28 protein-coding genes are annotated in these 15,113 nt (G+C 38.8%); 27 read left to right on the top strand and 1 reads right to left on the bottom strand.

Features of this window, described 5'->3' with window-relative positions; genetic code table 11:
* Window position 1 precedes the first annotated feature (1 nt).
* Entirely contained in the window at window positions 2-448 is a 447-nt protein-coding gene (locus IEX12_RS09345) for a helix-turn-helix domain-containing protein (RefSeq protein ID WP_188724992.1), read from the bottom strand.
* A 156-nt stretch (window positions 449-604) separates the two neighbouring features.
* Between IEX12_RS09345 and IEX12_RS09350 the strand changes: the two genes are divergently transcribed.
* From IEX12_RS09350 to IEX12_RS09480, 27 genes are all read left to right on the top strand, one after another.
* The gene (locus IEX12_RS09350) at window positions 605-835 is read left to right on the top strand and encodes a helix-turn-helix domain-containing protein (RefSeq protein WP_188724993.1); all 231 of its coding nucleotides are present in this window, start codon (window positions 605-607) and stop codon (window positions 833-835) included.
* A 12-nt stretch (window positions 836-847) separates the two neighbouring features.
* Window positions 848-1,066, top strand: a complete 219-nt coding sequence (locus IEX12_RS09355; RefSeq protein WP_188724994.1) for a DUF7667 family protein — start codon at window positions 848-850, stop codon at window positions 1,064-1,066.
* Window positions 1,067-1,077: 11 nt separating this feature from the next.
* Window positions 1,078-1,800: a Rha family transcriptional regulator gene (locus IEX12_RS09360; protein WP_188724995.1), complete on the top strand. Its 723-nt coding sequence runs from the start codon at window positions 1,078-1,080 to the stop codon at window positions 1,798-1,800.
* Window positions 1,801-2,112: a hypothetical protein gene (locus IEX12_RS09365; protein WP_155554548.1), complete on the top strand. Its 312-nt coding sequence runs from the start codon at window positions 1,801-1,803 to the stop codon at window positions 2,110-2,112.
* A 92-nt stretch (window positions 2,113-2,204) separates the two neighbouring features.
* Entirely contained in the window at window positions 2,205-2,489 is a 285-nt protein-coding gene (locus tag IEX12_RS09370; protein WP_155554549.1) for a helix-turn-helix domain-containing protein, read from the top strand.
* Entirely contained in the window at window positions 2,477-2,743 is a 267-nt protein-coding gene (locus IEX12_RS09375) for a hypothetical protein (protein ID WP_155554550.1), read from the top strand. Before IEX12_RS09370 ends, IEX12_RS09375 begins: the two co-directional genes overlap by 13 nt.
* Window positions 2,744-3,007: 264 nt before the next feature.
* Window positions 3,008-3,271 (top strand): hypothetical protein, encoded by a 264-nt coding sequence (locus IEX12_RS09380; RefSeq protein ID WP_155554551.1) that lies wholly within the window; start codon window positions 3,008-3,010, stop codon window positions 3,269-3,271.
* A gap of 164 nt (window positions 3,272-3,435) precedes the next feature.
* On the top strand, window positions 3,436-3,708 hold the full coding sequence (locus IEX12_RS09385) for a hypothetical protein (RefSeq protein WP_155554552.1): 273 nt from the start codon (window positions 3,436-3,438) through the stop codon (window positions 3,706-3,708).
* 86 nt (window positions 3,709-3,794) lie between these two features.
* Window positions 3,795-5,774 carry an AAA family ATPase gene (locus IEX12_RS09390; RefSeq protein WP_188724996.1) on the top strand — a complete coding sequence of 660 codons (1,980 nt, stop codon included), beginning with the start codon at window positions 3,795-3,797 and terminating at the stop codon, window positions 5,772-5,774.
* Entirely contained in the window at window positions 5,758-6,381 is a 624-nt protein-coding gene (locus IEX12_RS09395; RefSeq protein ID WP_188724997.1) for a hypothetical protein, read from the top strand. The genes IEX12_RS09390 and IEX12_RS09395 overlap by 17 nt, the downstream gene beginning before the upstream one ends.
* 13 nt (window positions 6,382-6,394) lie before the next feature.
* On the top strand, window positions 6,395-7,567 hold the full coding sequence (locus tag IEX12_RS09400; protein WP_188724998.1) for a hypothetical protein: 1,173 nt from the start codon (window positions 6,395-6,397) through the stop codon (window positions 7,565-7,567).
* Window positions 7,567-8,268, top strand: a complete 702-nt coding sequence (locus IEX12_RS09405; RefSeq protein WP_188724999.1) for an MBL fold metallo-hydrolase — start codon at window positions 7,567-7,569, stop codon at window positions 8,266-8,268. Before IEX12_RS09400 ends, IEX12_RS09405 begins: the two co-directional genes overlap by 1 nt.
* A gap of 16 nt (window positions 8,269-8,284) precedes the next feature.
* The gene (locus IEX12_RS09410) at window positions 8,285-9,304 is read left to right on the top strand and encodes a replication protein (protein WP_188725000.1); all 1,020 of its coding nucleotides are present in this window, start codon (window positions 8,285-8,287) and stop codon (window positions 9,302-9,304) included.
* Window positions 9,301-9,666, top strand: coding sequence for a hypothetical protein (locus tag IEX12_RS09415; protein WP_188725001.1), 366 nt, complete (start codon window positions 9,301-9,303; stop codon window positions 9,664-9,666). The genes IEX12_RS09410 and IEX12_RS09415 overlap by 4 nt, the downstream gene beginning before the upstream one ends.
* Window positions 9,617-10,252: a hypothetical protein gene (locus tag IEX12_RS09420; protein ID WP_188725002.1), complete on the top strand. Its 636-nt coding sequence runs from the start codon at window positions 9,617-9,619 to the stop codon at window positions 10,250-10,252. Before IEX12_RS09415 ends, IEX12_RS09420 begins: the two co-directional genes overlap by 50 nt.
* Window positions 10,253-10,285: 33 nt before the next feature.
* On the top strand, window positions 10,286-10,477 hold the full coding sequence (locus IEX12_RS09425; protein ID WP_188725003.1) for a hypothetical protein: 192 nt from the start codon (window positions 10,286-10,288) through the stop codon (window positions 10,475-10,477).
* Window positions 10,478-10,516: 39 nt separating this feature from the next.
* The gene (locus IEX12_RS09430) at window positions 10,517-10,690 is read left to right on the top strand and encodes a hypothetical protein (RefSeq protein WP_188725004.1); all 174 of its coding nucleotides are present in this window, start codon (window positions 10,517-10,519) and stop codon (window positions 10,688-10,690) included.
* Entirely contained in the window at window positions 10,690-10,935 is a 246-nt protein-coding gene (locus IEX12_RS09435) for a hypothetical protein (protein ID WP_188725005.1), read from the top strand. The genes IEX12_RS09430 and IEX12_RS09435 overlap by 1 nt, the downstream gene beginning before the upstream one ends.
* Complete coding sequence (locus IEX12_RS09440) at window positions 10,932-11,144, top strand: helix-hairpin-helix domain-containing protein (protein WP_188725006.1); 213 nt, start codon at window positions 10,932-10,934, stop codon at window positions 11,142-11,144. Before IEX12_RS09435 ends, IEX12_RS09440 begins: the two co-directional genes overlap by 4 nt.
* Window positions 11,141-11,974, top strand: coding sequence for a DNA adenine methylase (locus IEX12_RS09445; RefSeq protein WP_188725007.1), 834 nt, complete (start codon window positions 11,141-11,143; stop codon window positions 11,972-11,974). The genes IEX12_RS09440 and IEX12_RS09445 overlap by 4 nt, the downstream gene beginning before the upstream one ends.
* Before the next feature lie 10 nt (window positions 11,975-11,984).
* Window positions 11,985-12,242, top strand: coding sequence for a nucleoside triphosphate pyrophosphohydrolase family protein (locus IEX12_RS09450; protein WP_188725008.1), 258 nt, complete (start codon window positions 11,985-11,987; stop codon window positions 12,240-12,242).
* Complete coding sequence (locus IEX12_RS09455) at window positions 12,239-12,763, top strand: Holliday junction resolvase RecU (RefSeq protein WP_188725009.1); 525 nt, start codon at window positions 12,239-12,241, stop codon at window positions 12,761-12,763. Before IEX12_RS09450 ends, IEX12_RS09455 begins: the two co-directional genes overlap by 4 nt.
* Window positions 12,764-12,787: 24 nt before the next feature.
* Window positions 12,788-13,189: a replication terminator protein gene (locus IEX12_RS09460; RefSeq protein WP_286171054.1), complete on the top strand. Its 402-nt coding sequence runs from the start codon at window positions 12,788-12,790 to the stop codon at window positions 13,187-13,189.
* A gap of 154 nt (window positions 13,190-13,343) precedes the next feature.
* Entirely contained in the window at window positions 13,344-14,051 is a 708-nt protein-coding gene (locus IEX12_RS09465) for a hypothetical protein (RefSeq protein ID WP_188725010.1), read from the top strand.
* 51 nt (window positions 14,052-14,102) lie between these two features.
* Window positions 14,103-14,243, top strand: coding sequence for a hypothetical protein (locus IEX12_RS09470; protein WP_188725011.1), 141 nt, complete (start codon window positions 14,103-14,105; stop codon window positions 14,241-14,243).
* Between the two features lie 122 nt (window positions 14,244-14,365).
* Complete coding sequence (locus IEX12_RS09475; protein ID WP_188725012.1) at window positions 14,366-14,566, top strand: XtrA/YqaO family protein; 201 nt, start codon at window positions 14,366-14,368, stop codon at window positions 14,564-14,566.
* A 135-nt stretch (window positions 14,567-14,701) separates the two neighbouring features.
* Window positions 14,702-15,067: a hypothetical protein gene (locus IEX12_RS09480; RefSeq protein WP_188725013.1), complete on the top strand. Its 366-nt coding sequence runs from the start codon at window positions 14,702-14,704 to the stop codon at window positions 15,065-15,067.
* Window positions 15,068-15,113 lie beyond the last annotated feature (46 nt).

The following is a 15,113-nucleotide window of genomic DNA, read 5'->3' on the forward strand; positions in this document are numbered from 1 at the left end:
ATTATTCCTTATCTCTATATTTTTTAGGGGTATATTTTTTATTGGTTAGAGTTGCAATACGTTCCGCGTGTTCAAGTGCTTCTAAAAGAGATTCAACAGCTTCCTCGCTCATTGGTTCCCCCATAAAGTTAAGCCCGTCCCCATCTGAATTTCCTTCCATTAAATCCTTCCTCATTTTTTCCATGCGCTTTGCGATGTCTTTTTCATCTTTTTCTGTTAATGGAGTAGTGTAGGGAGCGCCCCCTTTTTTATTGTTGGAACGGCCCAGTAAGTAATCAGTTTGTACATCAAAGTAATCAGCAAACTTTTTAACTTGATCAATATCTGGTTTTCTTGTCCCTGATTCATACCCTGAAATAGTCGATTCCGCAAGGCTAAATATTTTGCCTAACTCTTTCATAGTCAATTTCTTTTCTTTTCTTAATTCCCTTAACCGTTCCCCGAACATATAATCTCACCTGCCTATACATATAATTATACTTTGCAAAATGCGAATATCAATCTTTTTAAAAAAACTTTGCAAAATGCGTTGACACTTTGCGAATTGCGTTGTATTATATATATTAACATCACATATTGCATAGTTGAAAGGAGTGTTTAATAAATGAGTTTACCGAAACAAGCAAGGTTATCAGCAGGGATGAGTTTGGAGGAATCAGCAAAAAAACTAGGTATTCCAGCCGGTTATTTATCCCAAATAGAAAATGGAAAGCGTCAAGTTAGTTCAGAAAGAGCCGCAGAAATAGCATCGATTTACAATGTTGATGTTGAAAATATTTTTTTGCCTAGTCGCTACTCGATTCGCGAAGTTAACAAATCAATAAGCGTCACTTAGGAGGTGAATCACGTGAACGTTGTTGCGGAACGTTTTATTGAGTTAAGCATCTTGAAAAAACACCGAAGATTAACGTTGTCCGAAACACGAGAATTTAACGAATCTTTAAAGCACCTTGAAAAGCTAGAATGGCAAAAAGCAAAGCTAAAAAATTTATCTCTTGCGGCCAGCATGATAGATGACGTTGATTGGCAGCATGAAATTTGCGAAAAGCTTGAAAAACTTCATTAGGAGGAAAATCAATGAATCAATTAGTTTTCAAGAACAATAACCAAATCGTAACAAGTTCAAGAAATGTAGCTAGAGACTTTGAAAAACGACACGACCACGTAACTAGGGATATTGACGAAATTGTAAAGTGGTTACCCAAAAATGGGGATACCCAACAAATGTTTTTAGAAACAACTTATATCCACGAACAAAACAAACAAGAGTACAGACAATATCTTATGAATCGTGACGGATTCACGCTTTTGGTCATGGGATTCACTGGTAAACAGGCAATGGATTTCAAACTACAATACATGAATGCATTTAACAAAATGGAACAGGAACTAAAAAAACCTAGAGCGTTAACAGAAAAAGAGCAGCTTGTTGCGTCTATGAAACTATCTATTGAAGCAACCGAAACGCTTGAACAACACAATGAACGAATCACCAATTTAGAAGAAACCATGCGTATAGATGGTGCTCAAGAACACACTCTGAATATGAAAGGCAAACGAGTTGTTATGGAAGCTTTGGGTGGTAAGTCATCACCCGCATATAAAAACATGGCATTCAAAGTATTCTCAGCTTTTTGGAGAGATTTTAAAAATCACTTTGAAATCCCCCGTTATGGTGATTTACCAAAGAAAAAGTTTGAAGACGGATTACATTTTATCGGTATGTGGCAACCATCTACCAGTTTAAAAATAGAGATCGACGAATCTAATAATCAACAAACATTTAATGAGGTGATCTAATTGGCAACCATCACATTCGGCGACGATGAAATCCAATCATTAGTTACCGAAATCAAAAACCAGTTAATCCCGGTACTAATTCAGGAGTTGCATCAAAAAGAATTACCGCCATTGCTAACCCGGAAACAGTTCATGGAACTAGTTGATATCAGCGCCAATAAGTGTAACGAACTATTCCATCGGTCGGACTTCCCGGTGACCAGGGAACTAGGTCACCCGAGAGTTATCACTAAAGACTTTTTTAATTGGCTTAGTGCTACGAACCAAAATGCAGACGAGATTGAGTTTAGACAAGGTTTAAAAATAATCTAGCAATCTGCCAACTGAGGGGGGCGGTAATTCAATAATACAACAGTCAACACTCTATTAAAATTCCAATTTGGAATAAAAAGGGGGGTGAAAACGTGAAATACGGCGCGATATTAAAAGCGTGCCGGACTCGATCTGGATTAAGTCAGGAGGAATTAGCACATAAATTATTCATCAATCAATCAGACGTATCAAAGTATGAGAACGGCACAAAGGAACCATCCATGTCACTATTCCAAGCATGGGCAGTGAACACACAAACATCAGAGGTTCTAGTAGCCTTCATTTGTGGAATGGACGGCATGAGTATATTACAAAACATTGCATCATTAGTGGGTTTAGGAACCGTATGGATAGGAGGATTAACATGCTTTTTTTAAAGCAAGACAAAGAGCAGTCAGACAAGGAACTAGATTGCTATGGCTACTGCTTAGACCAAGGTATTGTCCATTTTTTAAACACTGAATTTGGAAGTGCAGCTGTCTATCACGAAAATATTGCGCGGTCACTATGGGAACTGCAACGCATGAAAGACAGTAAGGAACTGCACGATCAAGCATGGATGATGCTTAAACAAATCGAAGCACGACAACAACAAGAGGAATTGCTCAAAAAATTGAGGTCGCGGCTATGACTGAAAGAGGGCACACCATCAAAATTTATGTTTGTGCTGTGGCGGTAATCGGGTTTCTGGAATACGCATTATGGAGTTTATAACAGGAGGGGAAAGCATGGTAAATCAATTGAATGCAGCTGGTGTTCATATCGAAGTGATTAGGAGGATTTTCCTTGATGATCGAAAAAATTCGTGAGTCGAAGTAGGCCTATCGAATCTTATTTGGAATGACCTTAGTGTTTCTATATTTTGCATTAATCAATAGTTAGGAGGTTAGCAAGAATGAAAATTCCAAATTACATGATTGAAAAATTGGAAAGAAATTTAGAGTTATATGAGGAATTGGATAGGTTACGGAAGAAATTACATCAGCATAAAACATTGGACGAGCGTGCGTCTATTAAGACTAAGGAAGATAAGTTGGAAGTTGTTCTATGGGATGGTTTCTACGCTCACGAGAAGGAACTTATCGAATCAATCGAAAGAAAGAAAGAATTTTTGAACAAAAAAACTCACCGCGCCAACGATGAGCAAAAAAGTATATAAAAGTGTTAAATGATTAAATCCATTTTACCACCTTACTTGGTGGTAAAGCAAGGACTTGTTGGTCCCTGCTTAGTGAATAGGAGCAGCTGCCCATCCCCCTGATAGATTTTTGCTGTTCCTGTTCGCTAAGGGTGGACTAACAACCCAGAAGGGAGGTTACTACGTTGAATTTGCAAGAATTGAAGAAGCACACCAGGGCATTACATCAAGCAAACAATGCCGGTATTCAGTTGATGTGGAGCCAGGAAATGGTGCTAGATCATCAGGTATTCTTATCAATTGTTGAAAACTATCAGTTGGACACCACAACACAATTTACCGGTGAGGGATATCGCATCAGTTTCCGGATGAACGGTATGCTCTATCACACGTTTGCTAATCAGTTAGAGTATGAACATCTTTTTGAAAGCAAAAGTCACAAAAAAATGACCAGCTGAGAACTGGTCATTCGGGACATTTAAATATCAACTTACGCCTATTATAGGCGTTTGTCCCGGAAATTTCAAGAAAGGGGAAAATTGTAATGAAGCAAATTAAACTGCTGAATCTAGTATTAACCAATTTTAAGGGAATTAAACATTTTGAATTAAATGCAAGTGGTGGGAATGTCCGTATTTATGGTGATAATGCTACCGGGAAAACTACCTTGTTTGATGCATTTGTTTACTTACTTTTTGACAAAGATTCACAGAATCAAAAGGAATTCGGAATTAAAACTTTAGTAGCTGGTAAGGTTCAGCACAAATTAAATCACGAGGTTGAAGCAACCTTCTTGGTTGATGAACAAGAACTAACTCTTAAAAAAGTATTTAGCGAGAAGTGGACCAAGAAACGCGGATCTGTAACAGCCGATTTTACAGGGCATACAACAGACTATTACATCAACGGTGTCCCTAGTAAGAAAAAGGAATATACAGACAAGGTCGCTTCATTAGTGGATGAGGATATCTTCAAATTATTAACCAGTCCGGGATATTTCAACGAGCAGCTGCATTGGAAAAAACGCCGTGATCTATTGCTTGAAATTGCCGAGGATGTCACTGATCAGGATGTTATCAATTCTAATGCGGGTTTATCCAAATTAGCGGATGTACTAAGCGGTCGGAGTATTGAAGACCATAAAAAGGTGATCGCTGCTAAACGGAAAGAAATTAATCAGGAACTTGATCGGATTCCGATCCGGATTGATGAAATAAATCGTAATTTGCCGGATGTAAACGGACTTGATAAAGCCGGAATTGAATCCCAGTTAACTGAGTTAAACAACCAAATTGAAGCTAAACAAGGGCAAATAAGCGATATTCGGAATGGTAGTGAAGTAAACAATATCCGCAAGCAAATTAGCGATATTGATCTACAAATTGCCAATGCCAAAAATGAGCATGCACAACAGGGGCAGCAAGAACTGTATGGGTTGAAGGCTAGGCTCCAAGAAGAGCAGTCGAATATTAACATTTTGCAGTCCAAGATTAAAAGTAAAGATCAGCAATATCAGATGAATAAAGAGTACATTGCCGATCTAACAGAAAAAATGGATAGATGGAGATCGTATTGGCAGGAGATTAACAGCAGGGAATTTACCCATGAAGCAGATTGCAACTGTCCAACATGCGGACAAGAATTACCGCAAGAACAGCTAGAGCAAGCACGAGACAAAGCATTGATACAATTTAACGCTGATAAGTCCAACGAACTTGAAAGATACAAGAATAAAGGTCTTGAAGCAAAGGCAAACGTTGAAAAAACACAAGCCGAAAACGAAAAAATTGACTTTGAAATTCAAAAGCTCAAATCACAGATTGACGAAAAGCAAGCCCAGGTTGTGAAGATCCATTCCAAGATTAATGAATCTGAATCCAGCGTTAAACCAATTGATGAAAATCCTTTGTATCAAAAGCTTGTGCAGGATAGACAAGCCTTAGAACAAAAGATTTATGAGATGCAACAATCAGTCGAAACATCGATACAGATTGTCCAATCGGAAATAAACGAATTAATGGGTCGGCAGAGCGCATTAAACATTGATCTAAGTAAACTGGCGCAGTCTGAACAATCACAAAAACGTATCATTGAACTTGAACAACAAGAAAAAGACCTTGCCGCCGAATTCGATCAGCTGGAGCATGAACTATATCTGGCGGAAGAATTCATTCGAACGAAGGTTAACCTTCTTGAAGATAAGATTAACAGCAAATTTAAATTTGCTAGGTTCAATCTTTTCAAAGAAAACATCAATGGCGGCCTGGAAGAAATATGCGACACAACTTATAACGGGGTCCCGTACAGTAGTGGGTTGAATAATGCGGCAAGGATATTAGTAGGTCTCGATATTATACAAACACTTTCAGATCATTATGGAATATCGGCTCCTATATTTATCGACAACGCAGAATCTGTTACCAACTTACCTGAATTCGAAAGCCAAATTATTACTCTATATGTTTCAGAAAGAGATAAAAAACTAAGGGTGGAGGCCACAAAAGAATATGCAAAGAGCTCTTGAAATTGGTGAACGGTTTGGAAAGCTAACTGTTCTAAGGGAAGTAGACAGAAAACATGGGAGACAGCACTACCTTTGTAAATGTGATTGCGGAAATGAAAAAGTTGTAATGAAAGGTAATTTATTCGGTGGCCAAGTAAGAAGTTGCGGGTGCTTAAAAAAAGATAATCATCAAAATATCACACATGGCCAAAAAGGGACCAGATTATACAGAATCTGGTCCGGTATGAAAACTAGATGTTTAAACAAGAAGGACAAGGCCTTTCCCAAATATGGAGGTAGGGGTATTAGGATATGTGAACAGTGGATTGAATTTAATGGTTTTTATGAATGGGCCAAATCTAGCGGTTATAAAGACGATCTAACTCTTGAAAGAAAAGATGTCAACGGAGATTATAATTCATCAAATTGTAAGTGGATTCCGTTATCTGATCAAGCTAAAAACCGCACCAATACACCATATTTAACCTATGCGAGAGAAATTAAAACATTGAAAGAGTGGAGCGAGGAAACAGGAATTGAGTATTCCACTCTTCATGCGAGATTGAAAAGAGGATGGAGTGAAGAAAGGACATTATCGACTCCATCATTAATAAAACGAAAACAATAGGAGGTCAGATTATATGAGTAATCAAAATCAAGTGGCAGAAAAACAAGAATTTTCAACAATGCTAACTAAGGTGAACAACACTTATTTTCCAATGATTGAACGCCAATTAGTTAATAACGGACTTGAAATGGACGAGTACTCAAAACGATGCGTATTGTCAGCTATCACATCGATAAACGACGCGTTGGATAAACAAGGTATCACCTGGAATCATCCTCAACTAGATCAGAGTAATATCACACAAAACTTACTGCAGATTGCATCACTAAAATTGAATGCTGCAGCTAGTCCAAATGAAGTATATTTCCAAGTCCGGAATGTGAAGCGGAAGGTTAACGGTAAGGATGAATGGAAAAAGCAGATTGAAATGGGCATAGAAGGGGATGGCAACGACGCCATTCTCTCCCGATTCGGGCGCAATGTGGACCAGGTCATGCAACATTGGTTAGTTCGCGAAGAAGACGGTTTTACCTATCCCGGCTTTAACGGACTGGAAATGACACCGCCAACGTGGCAACCAACTGGAAAAGGTGAAGTTATCAGGGTTGTTTATCCAATCAAAAAGAAAGATGGAACAATAGATTTTCATATCGCCGAGCGTGAAGATGTTGTAAAAAATCTTATTGCCCATATTAATAACAATCTTATGAATGAGACATTTGGTATTGCAAAAGATCGGTATAATGCCACTCCTGACCAAAAGAAAAAAATTGCTGCCAAGAAGCAGGAGATATTGAATAAGGTCAAGTCACAGGGTCTTATGAAGTCGCTGGATGACTCAGAACTGCATACGTATATCAGTCCAGCGTGGCGAGATCCACAAAGTCGCGAATCGATGATCATCCGTAAAATGCGAAACAATATCGTGAAAAAGATTCCTAAGGATTTTGGTAATGCTTTTGTCAGTACAAATTATGACGAGGCTACGGACGAAACACAACGTCAGGCCCGTAAAGAGATTAACGATAACGCTAACAGTGAAGTGCTTGACTTTGACCAACCGGAACGAAAGGTAGACCAAGAAACTGGTGAGATTGAGGATGCTGAATATAGTGAAGTCCAAGAAGATACGTCCGAACAGCAACCTGATGTAGATGACAACAAAAAAGGGGATCAACCCGATGTGAATCAAGTTATTGAGGATATGGAAAAGAAAGAAACACAGCAAGTTGAGGCTCCATTCTAATGATTAGCATTAAAACACTTGCATCCGGATCCAAAGGGAACTGCTATCACATTACAGATGGCAGCACCCCTTTGCTCCTGGAGTGCGGAATACCGTTCAAATTAATCAGAAAAGCACTAGATTTTAAGACTAGCAACATAGCCGGTGTGTTAGTAACCCATGAGCATAAGGACCACTGTGCAGGCTTAAAAGGCGTTACAAGGGCAGGAATCAATTGCTATATGTCAACAGGTACCGCAGAAGCAACAGGATACCTACACCATAGAATAAAAACAGTACAAGCTAAAAAGAAATTTGAAATAGGGACGTGGAACGTTTTGCCTTTCGATGTTCAGCACGATGTTTCAGAGCCGATGGGTTTCCTACTCCAAAATAAGGTCGGAGAAAAGCTTTTATTTGCAACTGACACTTATTACATCAGATATAGCTTTCCCGGGCTCACACACCTGCTTATTGAATGTAATTACAGCATGGATATCCTTAACGAAAACATTGCTTCCGGAAGAGTTCATAAGGGCATGAAAAAGCGTCTTATTCGATCGCATTTTAGTCTGGAAAATGTCAGGGATTTTCTTAAAGCTAATGATCTATCAAAGGTAAAGGAGATCCACTTGCTGCACCTATCCGATAGTAACAGCAATGAGGAACTATTTAAACGTGAAATACAGGAACTAACCGGAAAGGTTGTATATGTAGCTTAGTTTGGAGGTGATTAAGGTGGCTAACCCTCAAGTGGAACAAGGTTATATCAGGATATCGAATGAACTATGGGATGAAATATTGAGGCGGGACTTTAGTAAAAGGCAACAAAAAATAATCCTCTTCATTTGGAGATTATCATACGGAACAGGTCAAAAGGATTGCAAAATAGACAAATTTAACATGTTGGAACTGGCTGGTATGTACAAAACAGATGTGAAAAAGGAACTTAAATTTTTGCGTGAATGCAATGTACTGGATTGGGAAGAAAAAACAATGGTTTTCTCTATCAATAAAAATTACAAAATGTGGCAAATTACACCAAACAAAAATTGGGATAGCGATAAATTTAAGAGCCTTATTCACCAAAATCTAAGCCGCAAAAAGGTTAGTAAAACACTAACTCCAAAGAAAACGAAGGTTAGTAAAACACTAACTTTTAAGAGTGAAGAAGTTAGTAAATTACTAACTTTTAAGTTAGTAAAACACTTACCGCGACAGTCCTTAATCCTAAGGGGCGCAAGGTATACAAACTCTCTAAAGACAGTATTAAAGACATTAAAGATTAAAGACATTAAAGATAATAATAATTACAGCAATCCAGAAGTTAGTAAGACACTAACTAACCCATTCACGTATTATGCGGAGAATTTTGAACGAATCATTCCTCCGGCTATTATTCAAAAAATAAATTCTTGGCTTGATGATTTCAGTGAGGAAATGGTGATCTTGGCTATGGAAAAAACCTTAGAACAAGAAGAGTATAAACGGAAATGGGGATATATAAACCGCATATTGGTTAATTGGCATAAAAACAATATAAAGACCCCCGAACAGGCAAAAGAAGCGGATGAGAAATTTTATAGTCGACAGAGAAGGGCATCCGGTTATGCAGGAGATAACGAGGTTGTCCCGGATTGGTTTAACAAGCGGAAAGGTAAAAAGCAAGAACCAGCTGCCCATACAGAAACGCAAGAGGAAAGAGAAGAATTCGAAGCATTACTTCGTGAGTTTACATCGAAGGGGGTTAACGGGTGAACACATTAAATGGCAGAGATCCCATTCTCCCCAGAGAAAAAAGCAAGTTGTTGTTTGACAATAAAGATATCGATTTTGGGTTTCCGGAATGGCAATTGGAAGAGGTATTGCGACTTTGGCGGAATGGGAAGAGCGTTTATTACATTTCTAGATGGACAAAGCGTAATGAGCATGAGGTCTTTCTATCACTCTATGAATTTTGGATAGAAGGTGTGATAGACGACATAGAGAAAGCATTTTCGGCAGGGAATACATTGCTGGTACCGGGGAAACAGCAATTGATAAAAACCCAACAGCGAAAGGAGAATAAAAATGGATTATTTAAAACAAGCAAAAAACGAAATCCGAAAAGAATGGTTTAGTAATCATGAAATTAAACTCATTGAAGGTTCCAAAGGTTTTCAACGCATCAACTGGGGGGAGCAGGGATCGAGAATGTATCAAATTGATTACGTTTTGTCAGACAATATGGTCTTTGTTTCTGGTGATTTAGGAACTGCAGCTTATGAATTAACTTGTGCAGCAACATTAGAAAATATAAAAGACTTTAATCTGTCTTATTTCACTGGAAAGTTATCTGCCCATGAACGTCGTCGATGGGATTTTGATCCCTATTTGGCAAAGGAAGAAATAGAGGAGTACATCTTTGATTGGTGTGACATAAGTCATGTTGATCAGTTGAGTGAAGAGGATAACGAATTGTACGAAGAGCTTATCGGTGCAACCCAAAATTGGGACTTGCAGGATCACTTCGAGAAGGCAGTTTTCTCCATCTACGAAAACACAAGCGTTGGTTGGTTTGATGGTGAAGCGGCAAGTTGTATTTCTGATTGCGGAAAAAGATTGCCACGTAGTCTTATCGCTTATTGGGTTGGTTTGCAAATGGTAATTGAGCAATTAGAGAAAAAAGAAGGTAGAAGTGTTAATCGTGGCTCAATAAAAGTTTGAACAAAAATGCGACATAAAGAAGGGGCGATATAAATGCCAAAATATAGAGCTTATGCGGTAATAGATGCCACCAAATACGTGGGTGACTTTGAAGCAGAAAATAAAGAAGAAGCCGAGGAAATGGCTTGGAATAGTGATGATTATAGCGTTATACTTTGTCATCAATGTTCAAGAGAATTTGATTTGGGAGACGCTATAAAAATGATTATCGAAGAAGAGGATTGATGTCGTAGTTCGATTAAAAAACAAAAAGGATGTGTCCTCATGAAAGCATTTGAAGCCGAAGAAAACATCATGGTAAAGCACATCATAGATCAATTGCATCAGTTGGGGTATTACGAAACGGCGGGGAAGTCGAAGCGAGAGCTTATTACCAAACTAGCAGCTAAACGTGCTGTTGAGGTTAGAGTAGAAGACCCTGGAAGTGGGTGGTTCTGATGGATCAATTAAGTCTATTTAGCGAGTTGGATTCAACAGAAATGGTTATCCCGGCGGATGTTATTTCACCACTTGAATCAAATAAAAGTGTTAAATCAAGGGATTTTAAAAAACAGCAAAGACGTTGGTCAAAATACGTTAAGTCAGTCCAGGATTCGCACCATTGCTCTTGGTTTGATGCTAGGAAACTATTGATTGAGCATCGTGACAATCAAGTTCCCATCGAAATGAGGCTGGTGGAATGAGTAAGAATCCTGTACTAAAGAAAAAGTTTGAAGAGGGTTACAGGCTAGGATTTGATAAAGGAACGAAACATGGCATTGAACAAGCAGTCAATTTTTTTGCTGTTAAATTTGAGGGGCTAGAAAAGGTTCCCGGGATCGGCAAAAAGACCATGGAAAAGATAAGGCAGCAACTGGGTGAACATTATTTTTTAAAGGATGATGAAGAATGAAAGTGAAATCACCGCTGATATGGTTCGGTGGAAAAGCTAACATGGCCGACAGCATTATAAGCCTCATGCCAGAGCATAAATGCTATGTTGAACCATTTGGCGGTGCAGCACATGTGTTAGCAAGCAAACCAAAATCAAAAGTAGAGGTATACAACGATATTAACGGGGACGCGGTTAATTTCCTAATGGTCCTTAGAAAGGATCCGGACAAACTATATGATGCCTGCTCCACATTGCCGTATTCCAGGTATTTATACGAATTGTGGCAGGATGAATTATTTGACCAACGGCGCAATGGTGGAGATATGTGCGATTTCGACCGCGCAGTGAAGTTCTTTTACGTCAATCGTTGTGCGATTAACGGTGGCGGACAAAATCATAAGTCTGGGTGGAAACACAGTGCCCATCATAATACTCCAGGCGTTTATCAACAAGTTTGCAAGCGAATCGTAACATTTGCTGAAAGGTTGAAAGGCGTAATCATAGATTGCGATGATTTTTCGAAGGTCATTCAAACCTATGACGATAAAGATTCTTTATTTTACGTGGATCCTCCCTATTTTGGAAACGAAAGCAGATACAAGGGTGGGTTTCAAGAGAAGGATCATCGTTACCTGGCAGCGTTGCTCAATCGCATAAACGGGAAGGCGATCGTCTCTTATTACGATCACGATTTGATTGATAAGCTCTATCCTGGATGGAATAGACTCGAGATCAAAACTAAAAAAACAATGATTTCCACAAAAGATGGGTACATGAGACCTGATGCGACGGAACTGTTGCTTATGAACTTTGAAGACAGTCAAATGAATCTATTTGAAATTAGTTAGGAGGAAAACGATGGAGCTACCAGTCTATCAAACAAGCAACTTAGACTTACGCACTAAAATCATCAATGACATACATCAAGAACGTGCCAGGCAGGATCATTTGCATCCGGAAAAACTGCCACTTTCGATGCGTTTCGTAACTATCATGGAGGAGTTAGGGGAGGTTGCGGAAGCGCTTCAGAATAAGGATATGGAATCTACTTACAGGGAACTGATCGATGCTGCAGCTAGTTGTCTTCGTATGGCGGAGGAGGTGTTAAAAGAATGATTTATACCGGAAAACGTGGAATTTCCTTTGAAAATAGCCTGAACTACACTAACCAGATCTACATAAACCAAGGCAGGGCCATTATAAATAAACGGGCAACCCCTATGAAAATCATAGGAAAGACGCGAGGTAACCAGCATATATGTATTTTTGATCAGAAATCTACCACAGATTATGACGGAATATATCAAGGTAAGTCAATCGTATTCGAAGCTAAATCAACAAAAGAAAAGCGGCTACCGTTTAGCATAATCGCTGATCACCAAATTCAATACCTGGAGGATGCTGAAAAACAAGGGGCAGTATCCTTCCTCATCGTCGAAATGAGGATATCCAGGGACGTTTTCTTAGTCCCAAATAACATGCTTCAGAAATATTTAAAGGAAGCTCAAAACGGTGGGAGAAAATCAATCCCTTTGCGAGATTTAGAGGTTTATGCACATTTGGTAGAGTCCAAAAATGGTGTTGCATTAGACTACTTATCGGTAGTCGATAGGTTAATAGCAGCTGCAATAGCTTAAAAAATAAAAACAGGAGGGTGTTACATGGATTACATGGTCGATTTAAATGAATTTGCAGATGGTGCATTTGCGGCACGTTTTAACGAGGAATTGCAAAAGGCGCTGGATAACATTGCGGATCCAAACACAGATCCTAAGAAGGCTAGAACAGTGACTGTCCAGGTCAAATTATATGGTGATGAAAGAAGGGATGTTGTTAGTGCTTCCGTTGTTGCAAAATCGAAACTTCTTCCTGCTAAAGAGGCTGATACAAAACTTTTAATGGGTGCAGATGACAACGGAAATGTCATTGGAAAAGAGCTCCGGTCGGGGGTTAAAGGTCAGATGTTTTTTGATAATGATGGCGATATTGCCCTGGATACAGGAGAAAAGGTGAATGATGAGGATCCGAATAGAGTTATTAATTTCCGAGAGCAGCGGCAATGAGGTATGAAGTTTGGTACGAGATACCCCCGATGCGGGGTATCTATCGTACAGTGATAAAAGCAGATTCAATAAGGGATGTAATACAAATAATTCGATTGGATCCCCAGATGTCAAAATATCGAATAAAAAACATTAAGAAATGGAGGAATGAAAAATGATCAAAGAAGCATTGCAGTACATTGTTGGTATGGGAAAAGCGGAAATTCACGAAAGGAACGGTCAGGATTGGTCAGATAAACAACTTCACTTGCTGGAAGCGCCGGTAGCTTCACCATTTACAGCGCATACACTATCTGGTCTTGTTGGTTACCTAAAATCGAATTTTGATAAAAGGGATGCTGCAATCATCCATGTTGCTAGTCCGACAACAGTTACAGTCAAGTCTCCCCTAAACGCGGATGAGAATCGTAACTATTTCTTAAAAGCTGAAGCATTGATTCCGGAGTTTTATTTCGATCGTTGGTATGACACTGAAGATTTCAACATTAAGCTCCAGTCATGTTTCGTTAATAGTGATGATCGCGACGTGATGTTGAAGGTAGTAGGTAATATTACCGAGGACCAGGTTAAAACGGTCAGTGATGATGGTGTATCTCAAGCAGTTGTCGCTAGAGTCGGCGTTGCCACAGTGGGAAATGTAGAAGTGCCTAACCCAGTTGCGTTGGCGCCGTATAGAACCTTTGTTGAAGTGGTACAGCCAGAAAGTGACTTCGTGTTCCGCATGAAGGATGGTCCGCGTTGTGCGCTCTTTGAGGCAGACGGTGGAGCGTGGAAGATTAGTGCAATTGAAAACATTCGAAAGTACTTAGAAGCTTCACTTAAAGACCAAATTGAACATGGAAGAATATCAATTATTGCTTAAATTAAGATGGCCCGCCGAAACGGGCCAAATATTTAAATCAGGAGGGATAATTTGAAAAGTATATGGTACATGGCAGCTGGTTTACTAGCAATTTTATTCCTCGGAATATTTACGTATGTAATGACTGAATTCCAAGATGCCAGCGAGACTATTAAACAGCAAAAAAAGATTGAGGCTCTGGGAAGAAAATAGGATGTTGCATGATGTTATTTGGAACTTGAATCAACGGTTTATGAAGGATAGATAGTGAGTGAAAAAAAGACAGGATTTCTCCTGCCCACTACATTTTAATTATAACATAGGAGGGGTCCTGGTTGAGATTAAAAGATTTAGAAATAAACCCTAGTACTATGAGACTAGATATTGATATAATGGAATTAGAGGGAAACTTTGCCATCGTGGTAAGTGAAGGGAAGGCTAGATTGGCCGAATTGCCTTCACACGGGGAGACAAAGATTGTTACTCACCAGGGCAAAGTTAAAAGAGTGAAGTGGGATGAGGGGGAAGAATTTTGAATGGGTATCTAGAAGGTTTGTTTTCGGACCCATCTTTTATGGGAGCTTTGTTGGGGGCACTTATAACAGGTGCTATAGATATACCAACAAAAGAAGTCAGTTAAAGAGGGAGAGTATAAGCAGTTTTATAAACACTTGAAGCCTTTCCATATTAGCTTAGATAGGTTTTTGTGGAATTTTACTGAAATAATTAACAAAGATCTCGTCACTGAGAAAGAAATAAATGAACTTAAATACTATATTGGTGGCATAAAGTCTGAGATAAATACTATAGATGATAAATTTTTATTGCATGATTCTTTTATGGAATTCATTATTATAAAAAAAGTTGTAAGAACAATTGAACAAATAATTGAGGATACGGAACATTTTGAGGGAATCAAGGGATTTGATATTACTGCTCTCGAAACTTGCCAGAAATTGATCGGAAATTTCAAAAATAAAATAGATGATAAGATGGAGGAAGTGGAAAAATATTTAAAAATAAGTTCTACCAGCTAACTGGAGGAAGCTGAGACAAAATGAAACAGCGTGTTAAGTGGGAAGA

Source organism: Lentibacillus populi (assembly GCA_014642895.1).
GTDB lineage: Bacteria > Bacillota > Bacilli > Bacillales > Amphibacillaceae > Lentibacillus_C > Lentibacillus_C populi.

Bases quoted from the DNA above. Each gene is read 5' to 3' on its own strand.
- IEX12_RS09345 (WP_188724992.1), bottom strand. From the start codon at position 448: ATGTTCGGGGAACGGTTAAGGGAATTAAGAAAAGAAAAGAAATTGACT.
- IEX12_RS09350 (WP_188724993.1), top strand. From the start codon at position 605: ATGAGTTTACCGAAACAAGCAAGGTTATCAGCAGGGATGAGTTTGGAG.
- IEX12_RS09360 (WP_188724995.1), top strand. From the start codon at position 1,078: ATGAATCAATTAGTTTTCAAGAACAATAACCAAATCGTAACAAGTTCA.
- IEX12_RS09375 (WP_155554550.1), top strand. From the start codon at position 2,477: ATGCTTTTTTTAAAGCAAGACAAAGAGCAGTCAGACAAGGAACTAGAT.
- IEX12_RS09380 (WP_155554551.1), top strand. From the start codon at position 3,008: ATGAAAATTCCAAATTACATGATTGAAAAATTGGAAAGAAATTTAGAG.
- IEX12_RS09390 (WP_188724996.1), top strand. From the start codon at position 3,795: ATGAAGCAAATTAAACTGCTGAATCTAGTATTAACCAATTTTAAGGGA.
- IEX12_RS09395 (WP_188724997.1), top strand. From the start codon at position 5,758: ATGCAAAGAGCTCTTGAAATTGGTGAACGGTTTGGAAAGCTAACTGTT.
- IEX12_RS09400 (WP_188724998.1), top strand. From the start codon at position 6,395: ATGAGTAATCAAAATCAAGTGGCAGAAAAACAAGAATTTTCAACAATG.
- IEX12_RS09405 (WP_188724999.1), top strand. From the start codon at position 7,567: ATGATTAGCATTAAAACACTTGCATCCGGATCCAAAGGGAACTGCTAT.
- IEX12_RS09420 (WP_188725002.1), top strand. From the start codon at position 9,617: ATGGATTATTTAAAACAAGCAAAAAACGAAATCCGAAAAGAATGGTTT.
- IEX12_RS09425 (WP_188725003.1), top strand. From the start codon at position 10,286: ATGCCAAAATATAGAGCTTATGCGGTAATAGATGCCACCAAATACGTG.
- IEX12_RS09430 (WP_188725004.1), top strand. From the start codon at position 10,517: ATGAAAGCATTTGAAGCCGAAGAAAACATCATGGTAAAGCACATCATA.
- IEX12_RS09435 (WP_188725005.1), top strand. From the start codon at position 10,690: ATGGATCAATTAAGTCTATTTAGCGAGTTGGATTCAACAGAAATGGTT.
- IEX12_RS09440 (WP_188725006.1), top strand. From the start codon at position 10,932: ATGAGTAAGAATCCTGTACTAAAGAAAAAGTTTGAAGAGGGTTACAGG.
- IEX12_RS09445 (WP_188725007.1), top strand. From the start codon at position 11,141: ATGAAAGTGAAATCACCGCTGATATGGTTCGGTGGAAAAGCTAACATG.
- IEX12_RS09450 (WP_188725008.1), top strand. From the start codon at position 11,985: ATGGAGCTACCAGTCTATCAAACAAGCAACTTAGACTTACGCACTAAA.
- IEX12_RS09455 (WP_188725009.1), top strand. From the start codon at position 12,239: ATGATTTATACCGGAAAACGTGGAATTTCCTTTGAAAATAGCCTGAAC.
- IEX12_RS09460 (WP_286171054.1), top strand. From the start codon at position 12,788: ATGGATTACATGGTCGATTTAAATGAATTTGCAGATGGTGCATTTGCG.
- IEX12_RS09465 (WP_188725010.1), top strand. From the start codon at position 13,344: ATGATCAAAGAAGCATTGCAGTACATTGTTGGTATGGGAAAAGCGGAA.